13 protein-coding genes are annotated in these 16790 nt (G+C 37.3%); 11 read left to right on the top strand and 2 right to left on the bottom strand.

The window, feature by feature from the left end; genetic code table 11:
- Positions 1–13: 13 nt before the first annotated feature.
- Positions 14–1690 carry a PNGase F N-terminal domain-containing protein gene (locus G7051_RS12870; RefSeq protein ID WP_166200876.1) on the bottom strand — a complete coding sequence of 559 codons (1677 nt, stop codon included), beginning with the start codon at positions 1688–1690 and terminating at the stop codon, positions 14–16.
- A gap of 105 nt (positions 1691–1795) precedes the next feature.
- Between G7051_RS12870 and G7051_RS12875 the strand changes: the two genes are divergently transcribed.
- Together G7051_RS12875 and G7051_RS12880 are read left to right on the top strand one after the other, a co-directional pair.
- Positions 1796–2815 (top strand): LA_2272 family surface repeat-containing protein, encoded by a 1020-nt coding sequence (locus tag G7051_RS12875; protein WP_166200878.1) that lies wholly within the window; start codon positions 1796–1798, stop codon positions 2813–2815.
- Between the two features lie 589 nt (positions 2816–3404).
- Entirely contained in the window at positions 3405–5348 is a 1944-nt protein-coding gene (locus tag G7051_RS12880; protein ID WP_166200880.1) for a hypothetical protein, read from the top strand.
- Between the two features lie 144 nt (positions 5349–5492).
- On the opposite strand, the gene G7051_RS12885 is transcribed toward G7051_RS12880, so the two are convergent.
- Positions 5493–7277, bottom strand: coding sequence for a helix-turn-helix domain-containing protein (locus tag G7051_RS12885; protein ID WP_166200882.1), 1785 nt, complete (start codon positions 7275–7277; stop codon positions 5493–5495).
- A 539-nt stretch (positions 7278–7816) separates the two neighbouring features.
- Here G7051_RS12885 and G7051_RS12890 point away from each other — a divergent pair.
- From G7051_RS12890 to G7051_RS12930, 9 genes are all read left to right on the top strand, one after another.
- Positions 7817–8668: a hypothetical protein gene (locus G7051_RS12890; protein WP_166200884.1), complete on the top strand. Its 852-nt coding sequence runs from the start codon at positions 7817–7819 to the stop codon at positions 8666–8668.
- 11 nt (positions 8669–8679) lie between these two features.
- The gene (locus G7051_RS12895) at positions 8680–9579 is read left to right on the top strand and encodes a hypothetical protein (RefSeq protein WP_166200886.1); all 900 of its coding nucleotides are present in this window, start codon (positions 8680–8682) and stop codon (positions 9577–9579) included.
- A gap of 13 nt (positions 9580–9592) precedes the next feature.
- On the top strand, positions 9593–10453 hold the full coding sequence (locus G7051_RS12900; RefSeq protein ID WP_166200888.1) for a hypothetical protein: 861 nt from the start codon (positions 9593–9595) through the stop codon (positions 10451–10453).
- Positions 10454–11245: 792 nt separating this feature from the next.
- The gene (locus tag G7051_RS12905) at positions 11246–11944 is read left to right on the top strand and encodes a hypothetical protein (RefSeq protein WP_166200890.1); all 699 of its coding nucleotides are present in this window, start codon (positions 11246–11248) and stop codon (positions 11942–11944) included.
- Between the two features lie 16 nt (positions 11945–11960).
- On the top strand, positions 11961–12731 hold the full coding sequence (locus tag G7051_RS12910) for a hypothetical protein (RefSeq protein ID WP_166200892.1): 771 nt from the start codon (positions 11961–11963) through the stop codon (positions 12729–12731).
- A 77-nt stretch (positions 12732–12808) separates the two neighbouring features.
- A complete protein-coding gene (locus G7051_RS12915; protein ID WP_166115891.1) occupies positions 12809–13594 on the top strand; it encodes a hypothetical protein in 786 nt (261 codons plus the stop codon).
- A gap of 603 nt (positions 13595–14197) precedes the next feature.
- The gene (locus G7051_RS12920; RefSeq protein ID WP_166200894.1) at positions 14198–14974 is read left to right on the top strand and encodes a hypothetical protein; all 777 of its coding nucleotides are present in this window, start codon (positions 14198–14200) and stop codon (positions 14972–14974) included.
- 5 nt (positions 14975–14979) lie between these two features.
- Positions 14980–15726, top strand: coding sequence for a hypothetical protein (locus G7051_RS12925; RefSeq protein WP_166200896.1), 747 nt, complete (start codon positions 14980–14982; stop codon positions 15724–15726).
- 3 nt (positions 15727–15729) lie between these two features.
- On the top strand, positions 15730–16449 hold the full coding sequence (locus tag G7051_RS12930; RefSeq protein ID WP_166200898.1) for a hypothetical protein: 720 nt from the start codon (positions 15730–15732) through the stop codon (positions 16447–16449).
- Positions 16450–16790: the final 341 nt, after the last annotated feature.

Below are 16790 nucleotides of genomic sequence, written 5' to 3' on the forward strand. Positions count from 1 at the left end.
TTTTATCAGTTGATTATTTATCACCAACCAGTGCACCCGAAATACACCAGTAACTACGACTCGATCCTTCGGGGTCACCTACCGGAATAGCTACTTTAAGTTGATGTTCGCCTGCTTTAATGTCCCCAATGTGAACATAAACCGGATAGCTAACCATTCCCGGACACCATCCCGAACGGCTAAGATCGGAAGACGAAAGTCCATTCGAAAAGTTACCCGAAGCAGGATTCAGTTCTCGGTAGCTGCCGCAGTCTTCACGCCATGGAGTATGAGCTATGATACGGTTATTATCCAGAAAAAGTTCGTTCAGCTTAGGGTTAAACTCATCGCCGCCGCCCCAGCCTCCATGACCGGTAGAGATGTAACGAATGTAAGCATTTTTCAGATCGGTATCGGTCTTGAAAGTAACAGTCAGCGAATCGTTACGAAACATTCCTTCGGGATAAGCCTGTCCTGCCATTTCCATAATATTTACTGTTGCAAATAATGGATACACTTCTTTTGGTTCTTTCTTTTCGTTTGGATAATATTTAATTTTAAGAGAAACATTATGTCCTTTTTCCGCATAATTTCCGATCCAAGTACCTACCCATACTTCGCCTTTCAATTCTTTGGCGTAATCGGTAATCTCTTGCTTGAATACTACCGAGTCGGCCCAATTATAATCGGCAACTTGTATATGATTAAATCCTTTGACACCAAAAGACGTATAAAAGCGCATCAATTCGAGAGGAGGTAAATAATCGTTGGTCACTGTCATCCCTTCGTACTTTGTACCCTGCTTGTCGGTATATTGAGGAAGTGCCTCTTTTCCTTTCAGCAGACCATCTAAGAAAGATTGTTTGCGGTTGGTTGGTATAATAAATACCGATCCCGTGCGGTCGTATGCATCACCTTCGGAGTGTTGGGATAGTTCTGCGAAAATAGAGTAGTCCGCATTATCGGCAGGCAATGTAACCTTTTTCAGTACAATAGAACCGTTGGCAAACTGAAGTACTTCTGTTGTATTTACATCATTCGGTTTAGGAATGTCTCTAAAGTAAATGCTTTGCTTATCGAATACATTTACCGATATTACTTTGCTTTGCTGTATCTTGTAATTATAAGCAGGAGCAGATAACTGAGAGCCCGTAAGAGAGGGGAGTAGGTCTGTTGCTTCTTTCAGAAGCTCTACTTTTGTGGCTTTTTCTTCACGTTGTCCGTTGCGTACAATTTTCAGAACAACACCTTCGGGTATAGCCGTACCCGGTTGCATCGATCCCATAACGCCCAATTCGGTAGTATACCATATTTCGAGCCTATTCGAATTGATGCTTGCTGTTACTTTTTTACAATTATATCCTGCTATTTTTTCGGTTTCAGGTTGAGGGGTAAGACCTTCATTGATTGTGAAAGTTCGTATTGTATAAATGGTTTCTCCTCCATTTAATTGAGCAACCTTTATTTCCTTATTATTGATATAGTCGAGATAAATGTTCTGAATCACATCATCTTTTTCCTGATGGGCAGATGTTGAGTTAATCCTTGCAACATTGTCGGATATCTCCATCACCGTTGTCAGCGTAGAATCGGGTTTATTATTAAAACTGATTTGGTACGTAATTCGTACGGTTTTAAAATCTTTTTTATCTTTAGCTTCTATTTGAATAACGAGACTTAGAAGCAGTAAGAGTAACAGGCTTTTTTTCATTAGATTTAATTGAATGAGAGTTCTAGTTATTTATACAAAAATATGAATATTCTATTGACGATAAAAAGAAATTGTATAACAATTCTAATACAATAATCCAGTACTATGAAGAAATTTTGTTTTATTTTCGGTTTACTTGTCTTGGCTGTCATTAAATTGTCGGCTCAAGATAATGATCTTACCTCCCAATCGTTTTTTAATGTGGGTTTGTGGTATAGATTATCTACCAATGGCGAATTAACTGATTCGACTACCAATAATGTTTCTCTGGCTTTGGTTTCGAGTATCAATAAAAATACCAATGGGTTTTCGTTTTCACTTTTTAATATCGTGAGATCGTCGATGAAGGGCGTACAAGTTGGTCTGTATAATGAAACGCAAGCTTTGTCGGGTTTGCAGCTTGGGGGATTTAATAAAGCGAAAGTAATGCGAGGGATGCAAATTGGTGTAGGTAATGGTACCATGTCCGGCAACGGAGTACAAATAGGCTTTTTTAATGGAGCCGAGGCAATGTCCGGTGTGCAAGTAGGATTTATTAATGAGTCGAAGAAAATATCAGGAGTACAAATAGGTATTGCAAATAGTGCCGAGCATAACGATTTTCCGATCGGATTGGTTAATATCATAAAAGATGGAGAAATGGCTGTGGGGCTTACTGCAGATGATATGGCTGTTACTTTAGCTTCTTTTCGTTCGGGCGGTAAATATTTGTATGGAATTGTTGGATTAGGATATAATTTCGATTCGCCTCATCATCATATGGTATTAGAAGGAGGTCTGGGTTTGCATATACCTTTTTCCGGAAAATTTAGATTCAATACAGAATTAATTGCTGATGTGATGAGTAAAACAAATATTAAAGTAAATTGGGGGGGAGAGAAAGATGAGAAAGATGACGACTATGATTATAAAGAAGCTTATCGTTATGCAATTCGCTTTATGCCATCCTATAAGATAAGTCGCAAAATAGAGGTTTTTGGAGGACCTTCAATTAATTATCTTACGACCCGTTCATTAGATAATGAGGCTTTGTTTCCTACGCATCGTATCTGGAAAAAGTTTGATTCGTCCTCTCTTAAACAGATCTATTGGGGATGGACATTTGGTTTGCAATATAAATTGTGATAGTGAGGATATGAAAAGTAAACGGTATTATTAGAAGCATAATCGCGATTGTTTTTTATACTTTTGTTTTTAATTAAAATAGTTTTATCTTTGTCCTTGTAAAATAACTCTTTACGCAAATAATGACAGCAGAATTAACAACCATATTTTTTTACAATACCTTAAAATTTAACTATTTGAGTTTGGATATGTGTGTTGAAATGTTAGAGAGAGAGAGAGAGAGAGAGAGAGAGAGAGAGAGAGAGAGAGAGAGAGTAATATATAATCCCTCCTCGTATTTAAAATATTACTTTTCCCTAAAATATTCAAGTAAAATTATTTTTTCATCATATGCATTGCTTCTTTTTGAAGCAATGTTTTCCCTTTTTGAATATTCCTCAATTAAATTTAATAATCTTAGTGTTGCCGATAAAGCCTTTCGTGTAGGGAGTTTCTTTATTTGTTGTCGTTTAAAACCGTCACGATTAAAGGCTTGTCTATGGCAAAACTATATCTGGCAGTGGTGTGTAGTGATTACATGCTACTGCCTTTTTTATGTTTATAAACCAACATTAACTAATATATTACTTATAAATTAAAAACGATGATGATGAGTAAAAGGTTTTTTTTATTGATTCTGATTTCAGCTTTATTTAGCACTCTCTATGCTCAGGTGGGTGTTAATACTGAAAGCCCTAATGCATTAACAGAACTCGATGTCCGGAATATTGTAAATGGCACAGATACGATTCCCAAAGGAATTGTAATCCCTCGTTTGCGTACTATTCAGAGAGACCAGATCGATATTTCTGATGTGAATTTAGGGAATGGTGTAATGATTTATAATATCGATGAAGATTGTTATAATTATTACAATAAAATAGAGGGCGAATGGAAAAGTATCTGTGGTAAAATAGGTAAAGCAACCTTTACTATCGACTGTTCAGCTCTGAAAGTAGTCGGTGAATACAAAAACGGACAGGAATTGGGAGGAGCCAACTATCTGTCCATTTCAGTTACGGTAACTAAACCCGGAACATACTCAATTACAGCAACAGTAACCGATCCGGTCAATGAAAATGGATATTATTTCACAGCTTCGGGCGAATTTCTATCCAATGGAACATATACTATAATGGTTCCGGGTATGGGAACACCTATCAATTATACAACTCCTAACTTCGATAATTTTACGGTCGCTCTTAATGGAGTTCGTGCCAATGGAGATGATAATGCCTGTACATTTAATGTGGAAGTGAAAAATTCGGCAATAAGACCTCGCTATACAATGAACTGTTCGGGAACTAAAGTATACGGTGAGTATTATGAAGATGTACAGCTTGATGCATCCAATTATATTGAAGTTGTACTTAATGTCGAGCCAACTTCGTATGGAGCTACTTACGAAATAGAAACGAGTGAGGTGGATGGTATAAAATTCAAAGGCAGCGGAATATTAAATGCTTCGCCTCAGGTGGTGAGGTTGTATGGTGAAGGCACTCCCTATAGTACCAATGATAAGCGATTATATATCAAGTCGAACAGCGAGTCGTCTTCTGCTACATGTGTGGCTACAGTATATATTATCATTCCTCAAAAAAGGGTAATGACTATCGGAACAAGTGCTGATTACGGATATAATTTAGGACGTGTGGGATCGGCTTCCAATACAATGTTGACAGACTTGAATAACTTCGGTCCCTATCCGCATAGCATTATAAGATATTCCGGTTTTAAGAATGCCGGAACAGCGTATGACAGTAACCGAAAAACATCGGGCAATAATACCGGATCTATTGTGACTTTTTGGGATGCCGATTTAGCTTCCGCATCGAGTGATGCCATGTTTAGTAATTATTTACTCGGTACAAATGGTTATACCAAAGTCGATATCGTTACAATCGGTTATGCATGGAATGGTATAAATGACAATAAAGCACAGGCTCTTGTTGATTTTCTCAATGCCGGAGGAATTGTTCTAATGTTTTGTGAAGAACCGGCATCCAATAGAACATTCTTGAGAAAATTATTTAATAAATCAGATATCGATATCACAGCCGGAGGCCCTCCGGGATCTATTTATAGATATGCTAGTATTACCGATCCTATATTAAACGGTCCTTTTGGGAATTTGACGGGATTGACTTGGGGAGAGGATGCATCTACAACCTATTATGCTACCAATCTGCCTTTGGAGGAGGTTACTCTTTATTCATCTAATCAGAATATATCCGGAGCGGGGGCATCCTCTACTTTGGTTGAGAACTCTGCTACAGCATTCCGACACAATACACTTCCCTTTGTTTGGGTTGGAGACGGAGGTTTTAATTCCAATAATACATCTACGGCAGCATCAACCATCTGTCCTTTTAAATTGACTTCAAAAACAATCAGCGGACAGGTTTATGCAAACTTTCCTTCGTATCGTGCCCGATTTGGCCCTACTGCGGCAACACAGACATGGAATGTTTATAATGCTATATTTACGGCAAATTCTATGGCATGGTGTATAAAAAGAGCCGAAGAGTTGAAAAGAGCTCAAAAAGAGCAATAATAAATAGAATATATTTTTGCAAAATAGAGCCACGCAACAATTGTATTGCGTGGCTTTACTTTTTTCACGAAAACATATTGCCTTTGTATCTTTAGAATACCTTTCCTCATGATTTACTAAAGTCAGTAGGCAGTACAATTGGTTTTATCTTTTTATCTTTTCCTCATTGGCACACTCTCTGAATTCGGAAGGACTCATACCAAACTTCTCTTTAAACAATTGCGAAAAAGTATTCCTATTCTTAAATCCCGCTTCAGTATATACTTCTTTGATCAGTATATTGTCTTCATTTAATAATAAATCTCGCGCATAATCAATTCTGAAATTATTGATAAACTCATTGAAACTCATATTAGCATTATTTGATATAGCATCGATGATATACTGTCTGTTTGTTCCCAGTTCTTTAGCTAATGATTCGCGCGAGATCGCCGAATCTGTATATTGCCTGGATGTTTGCAGATATTCAATAATTCGTAAATAGAGAGTCTGTTCAGTATTTTCTGATATTTCTTCTTGTGATGCTTCCTCTTTCCTGTTTATTACAAAAGGTATAGTAGATGATTGATTCTTCTGTTGTTTAAATAAGAGTTGGTTTTTTTTCTTTAATTTTCTGTTGGTTACCACAAAATAGATGAGGAGAATGGCAGAGATAAAAATAATGATACTGGTGCTTATTGCTATAATTCTGACTTTCGACTCGCTATTTTCTTTGGCTTGCTGTGCTTTGTCTACTTCAAAAGTAGCCCATAAAGAACTGACTTCTTTATCGGTATTTGCTCGGTTTATGGAGTCGGTAAAGTGTAGCTGATCTTTAAGTGCGGAGTTGGCTTCTTTATAATTACCCAGCTTTTCATTAATTAGAGCCTCCCATTTAGGGGTATTCTTATAATCTGGAGTCAAAGCAAAAGGAATTGCCAGTTCCTTATTTTTATTCAAATATTCCATTGCTTTAGCATAGTCTCCTTTTTGATAGTTATAAACCATATTTACCCAGTTTTTTTGAGCTAAAAACTGGTCTCTTGCATTGTCCGGATAGCCTAATATTTTTGCCTTTGGAAAAATTGCTTCCAGTTTTCCGAGCATTACTAGTGCTTGTTCAAAATTTTTTGTTGATGAATAAGCAGCCGATGTCATTGCATAAAAGTCTATCAAAGCCAGATTATAGAAATTTGATCCAAGTTCGGGTTGAAATTTATCGGGAATATTGTGGGTATATGAGAGGATTGAGTCACAATATACCAAGCTGTTTTGAAAATCACCCAGTATATAATAGCTTTCTGCAATTTCCGAAGCAATACATACTTTCAGTTCAAATGCAAGTTTGTGTGTATTTGCTTGATTTAGACCTGTCTTTCCGGACTCGATTGCCTGTTTGTGATTACCTGTAGTTCTGTAGATTTGTACCAATCTCAGATATGTCCAGAGGTTATCATTGAGTTTTCTAATCGAATTATATTCGATATTCTGTTTTAGCGTATGAATAGCAAGTTCTGAATAGCTATTATTAGAGCACCAAGCAACAAAATGTCCTCGTAGTGAATTGATGAGTAGCGTAACGTCTTCATGACTGTTTAAGTATTGATTATCAGATTTCTTGAAATAATAATATATACTATCCAGATTATTGGGGGATGTATCTTTATACATGTATTTGTACATGAGTATCTGATATTCTTCTCCAAATAATTTTTTCTGATTGAAGAACTCAGCCATAGCATCATATTCACGTGATTTATTAGCCATTGTCATCATCGAGATTTTCAGTTTCTGATCAAGTTTTAATAAATTCTTATTACATGAGTCTATCTTGGATATTAAAGCTTCCTTCATTTGAAGTACATCTTGAGACTGGGCAACAATAGAGAATGGTATAAATGATAAGAAAAACAAGGTTAAGATTAAACCTCTTTTTGTTTTGATATTCATAATAACTAAACTTTGTTTGCTTTTTTGTTGGTTCGATACAAAATTATCCCAATTACCTCTCTTTTCCCTAAAAATTTATTCTTATTAAGGATTTTTGCGTATAGATGACATGGTTTTGCATATGAATGACATCTGTTTGAGTAATATGAAATATTTTTGTGCCTGGTTTTCTTGGGCTTATGTTTTAGTCTGGGGATAAACGATAAACGACACTAATTTAGACAACATTATAAAAGGGAAGTAATTAATCGCTGCCAAACAAAATATCTTCTTTGTGGTATATTAATTAACAATTAGGCATATTGTTAATCCGTTTAGCGCTTAATCTGCAAAATAAATTTACTGACTTATGCACCATATTATATCGGAAATGCTTTGTATTACTTTATTGGATTATTGTTTAGGGATATTTCTTTATTGTTGTCGTTCCCCATTTTCCCTCAAATCCAATAAGCTGCAATTGTATTATATGCAGCAAGGTTCAGAGATTGCACTTTGCTGTATACCGATATAATTTAACTAACTAACATGAAATGATAATGAAAAACTGTTTATTCTTAATTTTTAGTTTCCTGAGTATTGGCTTGTGCCAGTCGCAGGTGGGAATTAATACAAAAAATCCTCATGGAGTTTTTCACTTTGACAAAAAGGGAAATTCTGGGAGTTCTACCAATCTGGAGGACGATATAATTATTTCAAGTGATAATGCCAGCGGAGCAAATGTATCTATTGGGGGACTACCTGTATCTGGGGCTTCTATAGCTATGTATAGTTCCACAAAAGGATTTTTGCCTAACAGAGTACAATTAACATCGAGCATAGATGTCACAACCGTACCAAACCCTGAAACTGGAATGCTGGTTTATAATATTGCAGCTTCCGGAGTGTATCCGAATAATACATTGCCCGGATATTACATTTTTCAAGGAAGTAAGTGGCTACGGTTGAGAACGAGTGCTTATTCGGGACTTAGTGAAACCAGTGCTTTAAAGACGGCTGTTACAACCAAATCGACAAATGAAGTGAATAGTTCAACTGCTCCTATTGCAGACTTTGGTTCAATACAAATATTCGACGATGGAGCTTATGCCTTTTCTTTTAATATAAATGCAACATCTTCTACCGGAGTTTTATCCGGAAATATTACCAGAGGAGTTCTTAATATCTATATTTTAAAGAAAAGTCTTGGAGATGCAGGTTTTACCCCTTTTAAAGGTATTGAGATTAACCCCGCTTTATTCCCGAATGGTAATTCCTTTACGCTTTCGGCTATTACATCTTTAGAGCTAAAATCTCAAGATCAGTTAATGTTTAGGATATCACATTACAGCACTTACCCTTCTATTACACTAAAAGCTGATGCGACATATCTTACCTATTGGAAATTATAATAGACAACAGTATGAGACTAAAATATAATAAATTCATTCTTATATTCTTTTTATTTTTTGTGTTTGCCATAAGCAAAGCACAAGTAAGTATTAACACTCAAAATGCATTAGGTATTTTTCATATTGACGTAAAAGGAGATAATCCACCAAGCGGCGTGCCCTCTGCATCGCAGATAAGTGATGATATTGTAATTGATAAGAATTCTTCAGCCGGATTAAATATGAGTGTCGGGGGAAAAGTAAATACTAACAGTTCGGCTCAACTCGCTCTACTTGATCCCAATAAAGCTATTCTTATAAACAGGGTTGCTCTGACCGACCTTAGAGATATTGTTACAATACCTAATCCTCCTGAGGGTACATTAGTTTATAACACGGCAACGTCAGGCGTATTTCCGGATAATATTAGTCCCGGATATTATTACTTCAATGGTATTGTGTGGTATCAATTGCAATCGGGAACTCTTAATTCTGAATTAACACAACTTGATTTATTAACTAATTGTGTCTCTTCTCAGATATCGGGACTTAATGCATCGCCTGCATTAGCAACTCTATTAAACTTTTCAACTATAGTGATAAAGCAAACAGGTACTTACATTTTTTCGCTAAGACTTTTTGGTACAGCCACGACAAATTCAATAGGAGGAACTTCGCCTAAATTTGCTCGTTCTGTCAATTATTTATTTTTAATGAAAAACGGAACAACTAAATTAGCATCGATGGAAATAAATGTTGCTCAACCTCTAGGTGGCTTAGTTGCGTATACACATACTGCAACTTTACAAGTTACAGTAAATAAGGGGGATATTATAACTTTTCGCTTAGGGCACTATAATTATGGTTGGCAATTAGAAGCCAGACCTGGAAATAATGCGAATAGAACCTCTTTGATATATTGGAAAATATAAAATAAAATTAATAATGAAAAAGATTATATATTACGTACTATTATTAATGGCATTCTGTCAAACGATGGAGGCTCAAATAGGTATTAATACCGAAAATCCACAGACATTGTTTCATATTGATGTTTTAGGTAACAATGCAAATACTCCTCCATCTATAGCTCAACAGCTTGATGATGTGTATATGGGAACAGGTTATAATAATGAAGCGGTGCTCTCGTTAGGCGAAATCCCTCAATCCAATATACAATTGGCTCTCAATGATAAAAACAAGGCATTTCTTCCTAACAAAGTTGCCTTAACATCTCAATTAGATGTAAACACAGTACCTAATCCTGTAAGAGGAATGATTGTTTATAATACTTCTAATGTATCAGGGATAAATGGTCTTATACCCGGAGTATACGTTTATGAAGATAATACATGGAAGCTATTGTTTACCGAAGAAATGAAAAGATTACAAACAAGGAATCTTGTAACAGAGGTTGTTACTCCGGTTTGTACTGCAGCAAACTATAATTGTGCTCTAAAATTAGACTTTGGCGATGATATTATTATTCCCGAAACTGGAGCTTATGGTGTTGGAGTAACTCTGCTACTAAAAACAAATGTAGCTGTTACAGACCCTGCACGACAAGTAGTATATCTGTGGCTAATGTCAGGGGATACTCCTATAGACTCTGCAGAGTTAAATATGACGGGATTTGTAGGAAGTGGTTCTGTAGGAGCCACCTATACAGTATTTCTGGGAGGCAAATTTAATGTTGGAGACATCTTAAACTTACGGATTGCAAATTATTCCGGATCTCCTAATTCTTATGTATTTCCAAGTAAAACAAATATGGTTTATTGGAGGCTAACACAGCCATCTAGTTAAACACTATTGGTAAAGAAGGTCATGAATTTACCGCAGCACTATCGCAAGCGTTTTATTATAAAGATATATTTCTATATCTCACTACTAAGAGGCTGGATCTATTTAAGCTAAATTTTAACAAAAAAATGGAACAAGGTCACATTAAGTTATCGTATAGTGTGACCTTATTTTAGTGCGTAGATAGAATGGAGAGGATTTGCTCTCATAAATTTATCTTACTCTTATTTTAACGATAAAATTGAACTTTGACTTTTTGTAAATTTTAGGTTAAATAGTTCTTTAATCTAATAATATTCATATCTTTGCAAAGTATGAATGCGAGATATTTAGTATAAATGACAACAAAATTAACAAACATAATTGCTGATAATAATCTAAATTTTAACTATTTAGGTTTGGTTATGTGCGTTGAAATATTAGAGAGAGAGAGAGAGAGAGAGAGAGAGAGAGAGAGAGAGAGAGAGAGAGAGAGCTAATCCCTCCTCGTATTTAAAATACTACTTATTTTTTAAATTTTCAGGCAGAGTTATCTGTCTTTTTCTATTATTGTGTTTAAAGTACGCTATGTATTATTCTTTAGAACATTTTCCCCATAAATATATGGATAGTTGTTTAGGCAAACGCTTTCGTTCAGCCGGTTTGTTTTGTTGTTGTCGTTCAAAATCGGCACGAAACATCCGTTTACCTATGTCACAACTATGTCCGGCAGTAGCATGTAGTGATTACATGCTGCTGCTTTTTATTTTCGAACTAACTAATATCGAACTAACTAAATAATAAATGATGACGACAATGAAAAACTGTTTTTTCTTAATTTTTAGTCTCCTGAGCATGGGCATATGCCAATCGCAGGTGGGGATTAATACGAAAAGTCCGTTTGGAGCTTTTCACATTGACCCTAATTCAAATACAGGAGGCACCTCATCATCGCCCACCAACGATAGCGATGATGTAATTGTTGATATGAAAGGTAATGTAGGAATCGGAACGGCCAATCCCACCGCATCTTTGGATTTGAGAGGAACTATTCGGATTAATGATGGCACACAAGGCAGTGGTAACATTTTCACTACCGATGGAACAGGATTAGGATATTGGGATTCCGAATTTAAGTTTAAGATCATAAGTGGCTCTATCTCTAATGGAATTTTATTAGGCGTAGGTTGGTCTGTCGTTAGTTCTCAACCACTGACAATAACTGCCGGAAAATGGTTGTTGAGTGCGCGGATTGTAACCAAGAATTCAACCGAATCGAGCTATTATACATGGGTGCAGATTTATGATAAAACATCAGCCGTGGCAATCAATGCAGCAGGAGCACGTCCCTCATACGACAGTTCTTTATACTGTGTTGTTCAAACAGCAGGGGTTGTAGAGGTTGCTGCGGGGCAGACTAAACAAATAGAGCTGCATGCACAAAATCACTCCGTATTTGCTTCCACTTCGGGTGGTATTGGAGGCTCATATCTGTATGCAATAAAATTGATGTAATAATAAAGAAAGAACGATGAAAATAAGAAAATATATAGCTGTTTGTTGTTTACTTGCGTTGCCCGTCTGCTTGTTGAGATCGCAATCGGTTACAATAAATAACAGTGCAAGCTCAGTGCTGCTAATAGATCCGTTGAAAAATACAAGTGGTATAACCGGAACAGCGGATGATGTAGTGATTTTATCGAATGGAAATGTAGGTATAGGTACTCACACGCCAACCACCAGACTCGATATCAGAGGAACCTTACGTATTGCCGATGGTACTCAAAGCGAAGGTGCATTTTTGGTCTCGGACGAGAATGGAATAGGCACATGGTATGATTCTGACTTTATAGGTCGGAGAGTAGTCTGGGGAGCAATTGTACCGACAAAAAATCTGACAACAGCTTATCAGGATATAACCTCTGTACCATTAGATTTAACAGGAGGTCTGTGGATGATTGTGGCTAAAGCCGATGTCGTAGGTACGGTTTCGAGCACAACATTATCTACAGCCGAATATGTATGGCTCAAAATCGTACAGGAAACAACCGATGCTGGTGGCGCAAAAACATATACTGATGTGAGCGAAGGAGGACTGCCTTATTCTATTCGAAAAGGTGTATATCAGAAATATTACAGCACGCCTATGGTACAAGGTTTTATATCTATTCCCGTAGAGGGACTTGCTCAAAAACAACGGAAGTATTTTGTTCAGATTAAAAGTCCGTCCTCTACTTACCTGAGCCCGCAACTAACGTCCGATCTTACAGGTGCATATTTTTATGCGATTAAACTTCAATAAAGGGTTATTGCCTGAAGTTGATAACAATTGAAACGCATATACTAGTTATACATATTATAAAATATAGACATAGCCTTATGTTAAAATATCGAATTTCGTATCTAAGCATTATTATATCACTTATAATAACATTGCCATCTTATTCTCAGATAGGTATAAATACAGAGAATCCCAAATATCTGCTTCATGTCGATGGAGCAAAAAATAATCCGACCTCGGGTGTTGTATCCGCTTCACAATTATTGGATGATGTAATTGTGGATAATAACGGAAATGTAGGTTTGGGAGCTATCCCGATGAGTTCCGTAAAGCTCGAAGTCAATGGTGCGCTTTTTCTTGCAGGTACTAGTTTAGAACCGGAGATGAGGCTGATATCCAATGCCAATGGCTATGCAACATGGAAATCAATTGATAATTTGCTGAAACCGATAGAGGCAGTAGCAAAAGGATTGCTTTATGGCGATCCGACCGGATTGGCAGATCCGAATGCTGCCGATCCGGCAAGAAGCTATACTTGGTCTGCAAGCCAGATTAATACTTGGACTAATCTGACACGCACATCAATAAAGGTTACTCCCGGAACATGGCTTGTTTATGCTTCTATGGGATTAACGGGTACTCCGAGTGCAATTGGTAATAACTTTTTTTGGATGCAATTGAGGAATAAAACTACCGGAGCTATTCTCGAAACTGTTGGTAATTTGCATGAGTTTACCGGAGGAGGATGGGCGAAACCTCAGTTCATGAAGCTGATCGTATTTTCTCAAAATGCAGAACTCGAAATATGGGCAGGTAATGAAGCAGCCGGTACCGTGAATAACAGATATGGAGGAAGTCATTTTGGTGCAATTAAAATATTGTGATTTACGATAGAACTGAATTGTTGATCTATTGCTTTAAGGGACAAATTATTTTTGTCCCTTAGATTAAATAATTGAAATTTGTGATAATTTGAAATTATTCATTACCTTCGTCTCTGTAAAATAACTCTTTACACTGAAAATGACAGTAAAATTAACAACCGTATATTCTGATAATAATCTAAAATTTAACTATTTAGGTTTGGATATGTGTGTCGAAATATTAGAGAGAGAGAGAGAGAGAGAGAGAGAGAGAGAGAGAGAGAGAGAGAGAGAGAGAGAGAGACTAATCCCTCCTCGTATTTAAGATATTACTTTTTATTAGAATTTTCAGGTGGACTTATCTGCCTTTTTTTATTATTGTGTTTAAAATACGCTATACTTTATTCCTTAAAATATTTCCCCAATAAATATATCAATAGTTGTTTAGGTAAACGGTTTCGTGCAGTCGTTTTGTTTTGTTGTTGTCGTTCAAAATCGGCACGAAACATCCGCTTACCCATGTCACAACTATGTCCGGCAGCAGCATGTAGCGATTACATACTGCTGCTTTTTCTAGTCAACAGTTTGATATTAAGCAACAAACACATATAAATAATTACGACAATGAAGAAAGTTTTTTTGTTCATCTTTTGTTTATTATCCATCGGCTTAAGTGTGGCTCAGGTGGGTATAAACACCAAAGTACCTTTTTCGGGAAGCGTGCTGCATATCGATGGGGCAGGAGATAATACCTCGGCTTCTTCGGTGACAGTGGCTCAGGCATCAAATGATGTGATGATTGATGCAAAAGGCAACGTAGGCGTTGGTACAGTAGCCCCGTCTGCCAAATTGCATATTGTCACTACCGTAGCAACTCCCGCTATGCGCATTGCAGACGGCACCCAGGGATTAAATAAAATCTTGCGTACTGATGCCAATGGTAATGCTTCGTGGGTAACAGCTCCGACTACCGATGGAGCTATTTATAACATCACAGGTTCAACTACTACTTCTTACCCAAACGGCACATACAGCTTGTTAAAAGCAATTCCTATAAACAATACAGGGAATTTTCTGGTGACTATCAGATGGTGGGGAGTGTCCAGTTCAATGAATGCAGCTAAACAAACATCGGCTGTCTTTCATGTATTGCAAAGTTCTTCATCGGGAAATACGTGGAGTGCCGACAGTCCCAATGTGCAAGATCAGGTCGAATATTATGTGATGCCTCCCGGCGACACGGGGCGATTTTGTTTCAGTACATCACTCTTTGCCCGGGTTGTTGCCGGAACTTATCTCAAAGTATACATCCGAGTTGCTATCGGTGGCCCTTGGGTCATAGGTACGGCTTCTGCCGGGAGTGAAACATTGAATCCCAGTATTGTTATTTATAGAGTTTAAAGATTATGAAAAAATACATTCTTCTTTTTACAGCTTTGCTAACGGGGGCTGTTACTTCGGCACAAATCGGTATCAATACCGAAACGCCCCAAAAATTGTTCCATGTGGATGCCGCTCGAAATACATCGGGTGCAAACAATATTTCGGACGATATGATAATTGATGCTTCCGGTAATATGGGGTTGGGAACGCTTTCGCCTACCGCCAAACTGCATATAACAGGCGATGGTATAACTCCTGCTTTACGTATTGTAGACGGAACACAAGCTAATACGCGTATTTTACGTTCCGATGCTTCGGGTAATGCAACCTGGGTTGATCAGCCTGCATCGGGTGGATTTATTTACAATGTTTTGGGAAGGATCAATTATCCCCGAGGTCGTGTATCATTGGTGAGAGCTATGCAGGTTGCCGATGCCGGCAATTATCTGGTCGTTGTGCGTTGGTGGGGTACTACTACAATCGCAGGGACTACTAATAGCGAAACCAGTGCTTATTTTTTTCTGGATCAGGGAACCGACGGATCAGCTAGTAGGGGTACAAATAAAGATGCTATTGAATACTATGTACGTACAATAGCAAATAGTCCGTTTTGTTTTACAACCAGTCTTTATGCTACAGTTCCTGCCGGTAGTTGGCTCAAACTTTTTATACAGCCATCTATCGGAGGTGATTCGTTTAATTGGACGGTTGGCACTGCTTCGACAACCAATTCGAACTGGAATCCTAGTATTATACTGTTTAAAATTTAAGTTATGAGAAAGTGTATTTTCTTTTTTATCATCATATCATCTTTTCCCGCTTTATTTGCTCAGGTAGGTGTTAATATTGCAAGTCCGACAGGAGTTTTACATATCGATCCCAGTAAAAATAGTCCCACAACGGTAACCGATGATGTTGTTGTAAGTACTGCCGGCAATATCGGTTTGGGTACGCTCTCACCTGCAGCTAAAGTACATATAGCTGCACCTGTCGGCAATGTGGCTTTCAGAATGACGGATGGTTCGCAGACTGCCGACCGTATATTGATGTCGGATGCCAATGGCAATGCCTCATGGGGAGTTATAAAAGGGAGTGGAGGGTATGCGTTCAGAGTAACGGCTGCAAAAACATTCCCCAATGCATCGGGGGCACTTATGCCTCTGGAAGGTAGCAGCACACAAATAAATATAGTCAGTGCAGGAAACTATCTGATAACTATACGTTGGTGGGGAGCTACTTCGGCAATTGGTGGATCAGGGGCTGTAAGTGCTTACTTTTATCTCCGTAAGAATGGAACTAATGTTGATGCGATAGAATATTATGTTCCTGCAACTGCTAATACTCCTTTTACCTTCACTACGGTATTGATGGCTGCCAACTGTTTGCCCGGTAATTATTTACAGGTATATGTTACCCCTTCGGTGGGTGGGCAAGCGTGGACTATTAATGGTAGTGGAATGATTAATCCTTCGATAGCAGTATTCAGAATGTAAAACGAAATGTAGTCAAACGATATTTTAATTAAAAGCAATAAAAGGTCAGGTTTTGTTAAAATAACATGGCCTTTTGGTGTGTTTTAAATCTTAAAAAAGAGTTTATCGTTTGTTTTAATAATCTTTTTGTCTACATTTGCCCTCACGGAATAACTCTTTATCCTAAAAAATGACAACAGAATTAACTAATATTTCGGCTATTCTTAATCTGAATTTTAACAATTTGGATTTGCTTTATTGCGTTGAAATATTAGAGAGAGAGAGAGAGAGAGAGAGAGAGAGAGAGAGAGAGTATCTAATCCCTTTCCGCACATAAAATATTCTTTATTCCTTAAGTTTAC

This window comes from Dysgonomonas sp. HDW5B (assembly GCF_011299335.1).
Classification (GTDB): Bacteria; Bacteroidota; Bacteroidia; order Bacteroidales; family Dysgonomonadaceae; genus Dysgonomonas_A.

Excerpts from the sequence above, each read along its gene's own strand:
- G7051_RS12870 (WP_166200876.1), bottom strand. The coding sequence starts at position 1,690 with ATGAAAAAAAGCCTGTTACTCTTACTGCTTCTAAGTCTCGTTATTCAA.
- G7051_RS12875 (WP_166200878.1), top strand. The coding sequence starts at position 1,796 with ATGAAGAAATTTTGTTTTATTTTCGGTTTACTTGTCTTGGCTGTCATT.
- G7051_RS12880 (WP_166200880.1), top strand. The coding sequence starts at position 3,405 with ATGAGTAAAAGGTTTTTTTTATTGATTCTGATTTCAGCTTTATTTAGC.
- G7051_RS12885 (WP_166200882.1), bottom strand. The coding sequence starts at position 7,277 with ATGAATATCAAAACAAAAAGAGGTTTAATCTTAACCTTGTTTTTCTTA.
- G7051_RS12890 (WP_166200884.1), top strand. The coding sequence starts at position 7,817 with ATGAAAAACTGTTTATTCTTAATTTTTAGTTTCCTGAGTATTGGCTTG.
- G7051_RS12895 (WP_166200886.1), top strand. The coding sequence starts at position 8,680 with ATGAGACTAAAATATAATAAATTCATTCTTATATTCTTTTTATTTTTT.
- G7051_RS12900 (WP_166200888.1), top strand. The coding sequence starts at position 9,593 with ATGAAAAAGATTATATATTACGTACTATTATTAATGGCATTCTGTCAA.
- G7051_RS12905 (WP_166200890.1), top strand. The coding sequence starts at position 11,246 with ATGAAAAACTGTTTTTTCTTAATTTTTAGTCTCCTGAGCATGGGCATA.
- G7051_RS12910 (WP_166200892.1), top strand. The coding sequence starts at position 11,961 with ATGAAAATAAGAAAATATATAGCTGTTTGTTGTTTACTTGCGTTGCCC.
- G7051_RS12915 (WP_166115891.1), top strand. The coding sequence starts at position 12,809 with ATGTTAAAATATCGAATTTCGTATCTAAGCATTATTATATCACTTATA.
- G7051_RS12920 (WP_166200894.1), top strand. The coding sequence starts at position 14,198 with ATGAAGAAAGTTTTTTTGTTCATCTTTTGTTTATTATCCATCGGCTTA.
- G7051_RS12925 (WP_166200896.1), top strand. The coding sequence starts at position 14,980 with ATGAAAAAATACATTCTTCTTTTTACAGCTTTGCTAACGGGGGCTGTT.
- G7051_RS12930 (WP_166200898.1), top strand. The coding sequence starts at position 15,730 with ATGAGAAAGTGTATTTTCTTTTTTATCATCATATCATCTTTTCCCGCT.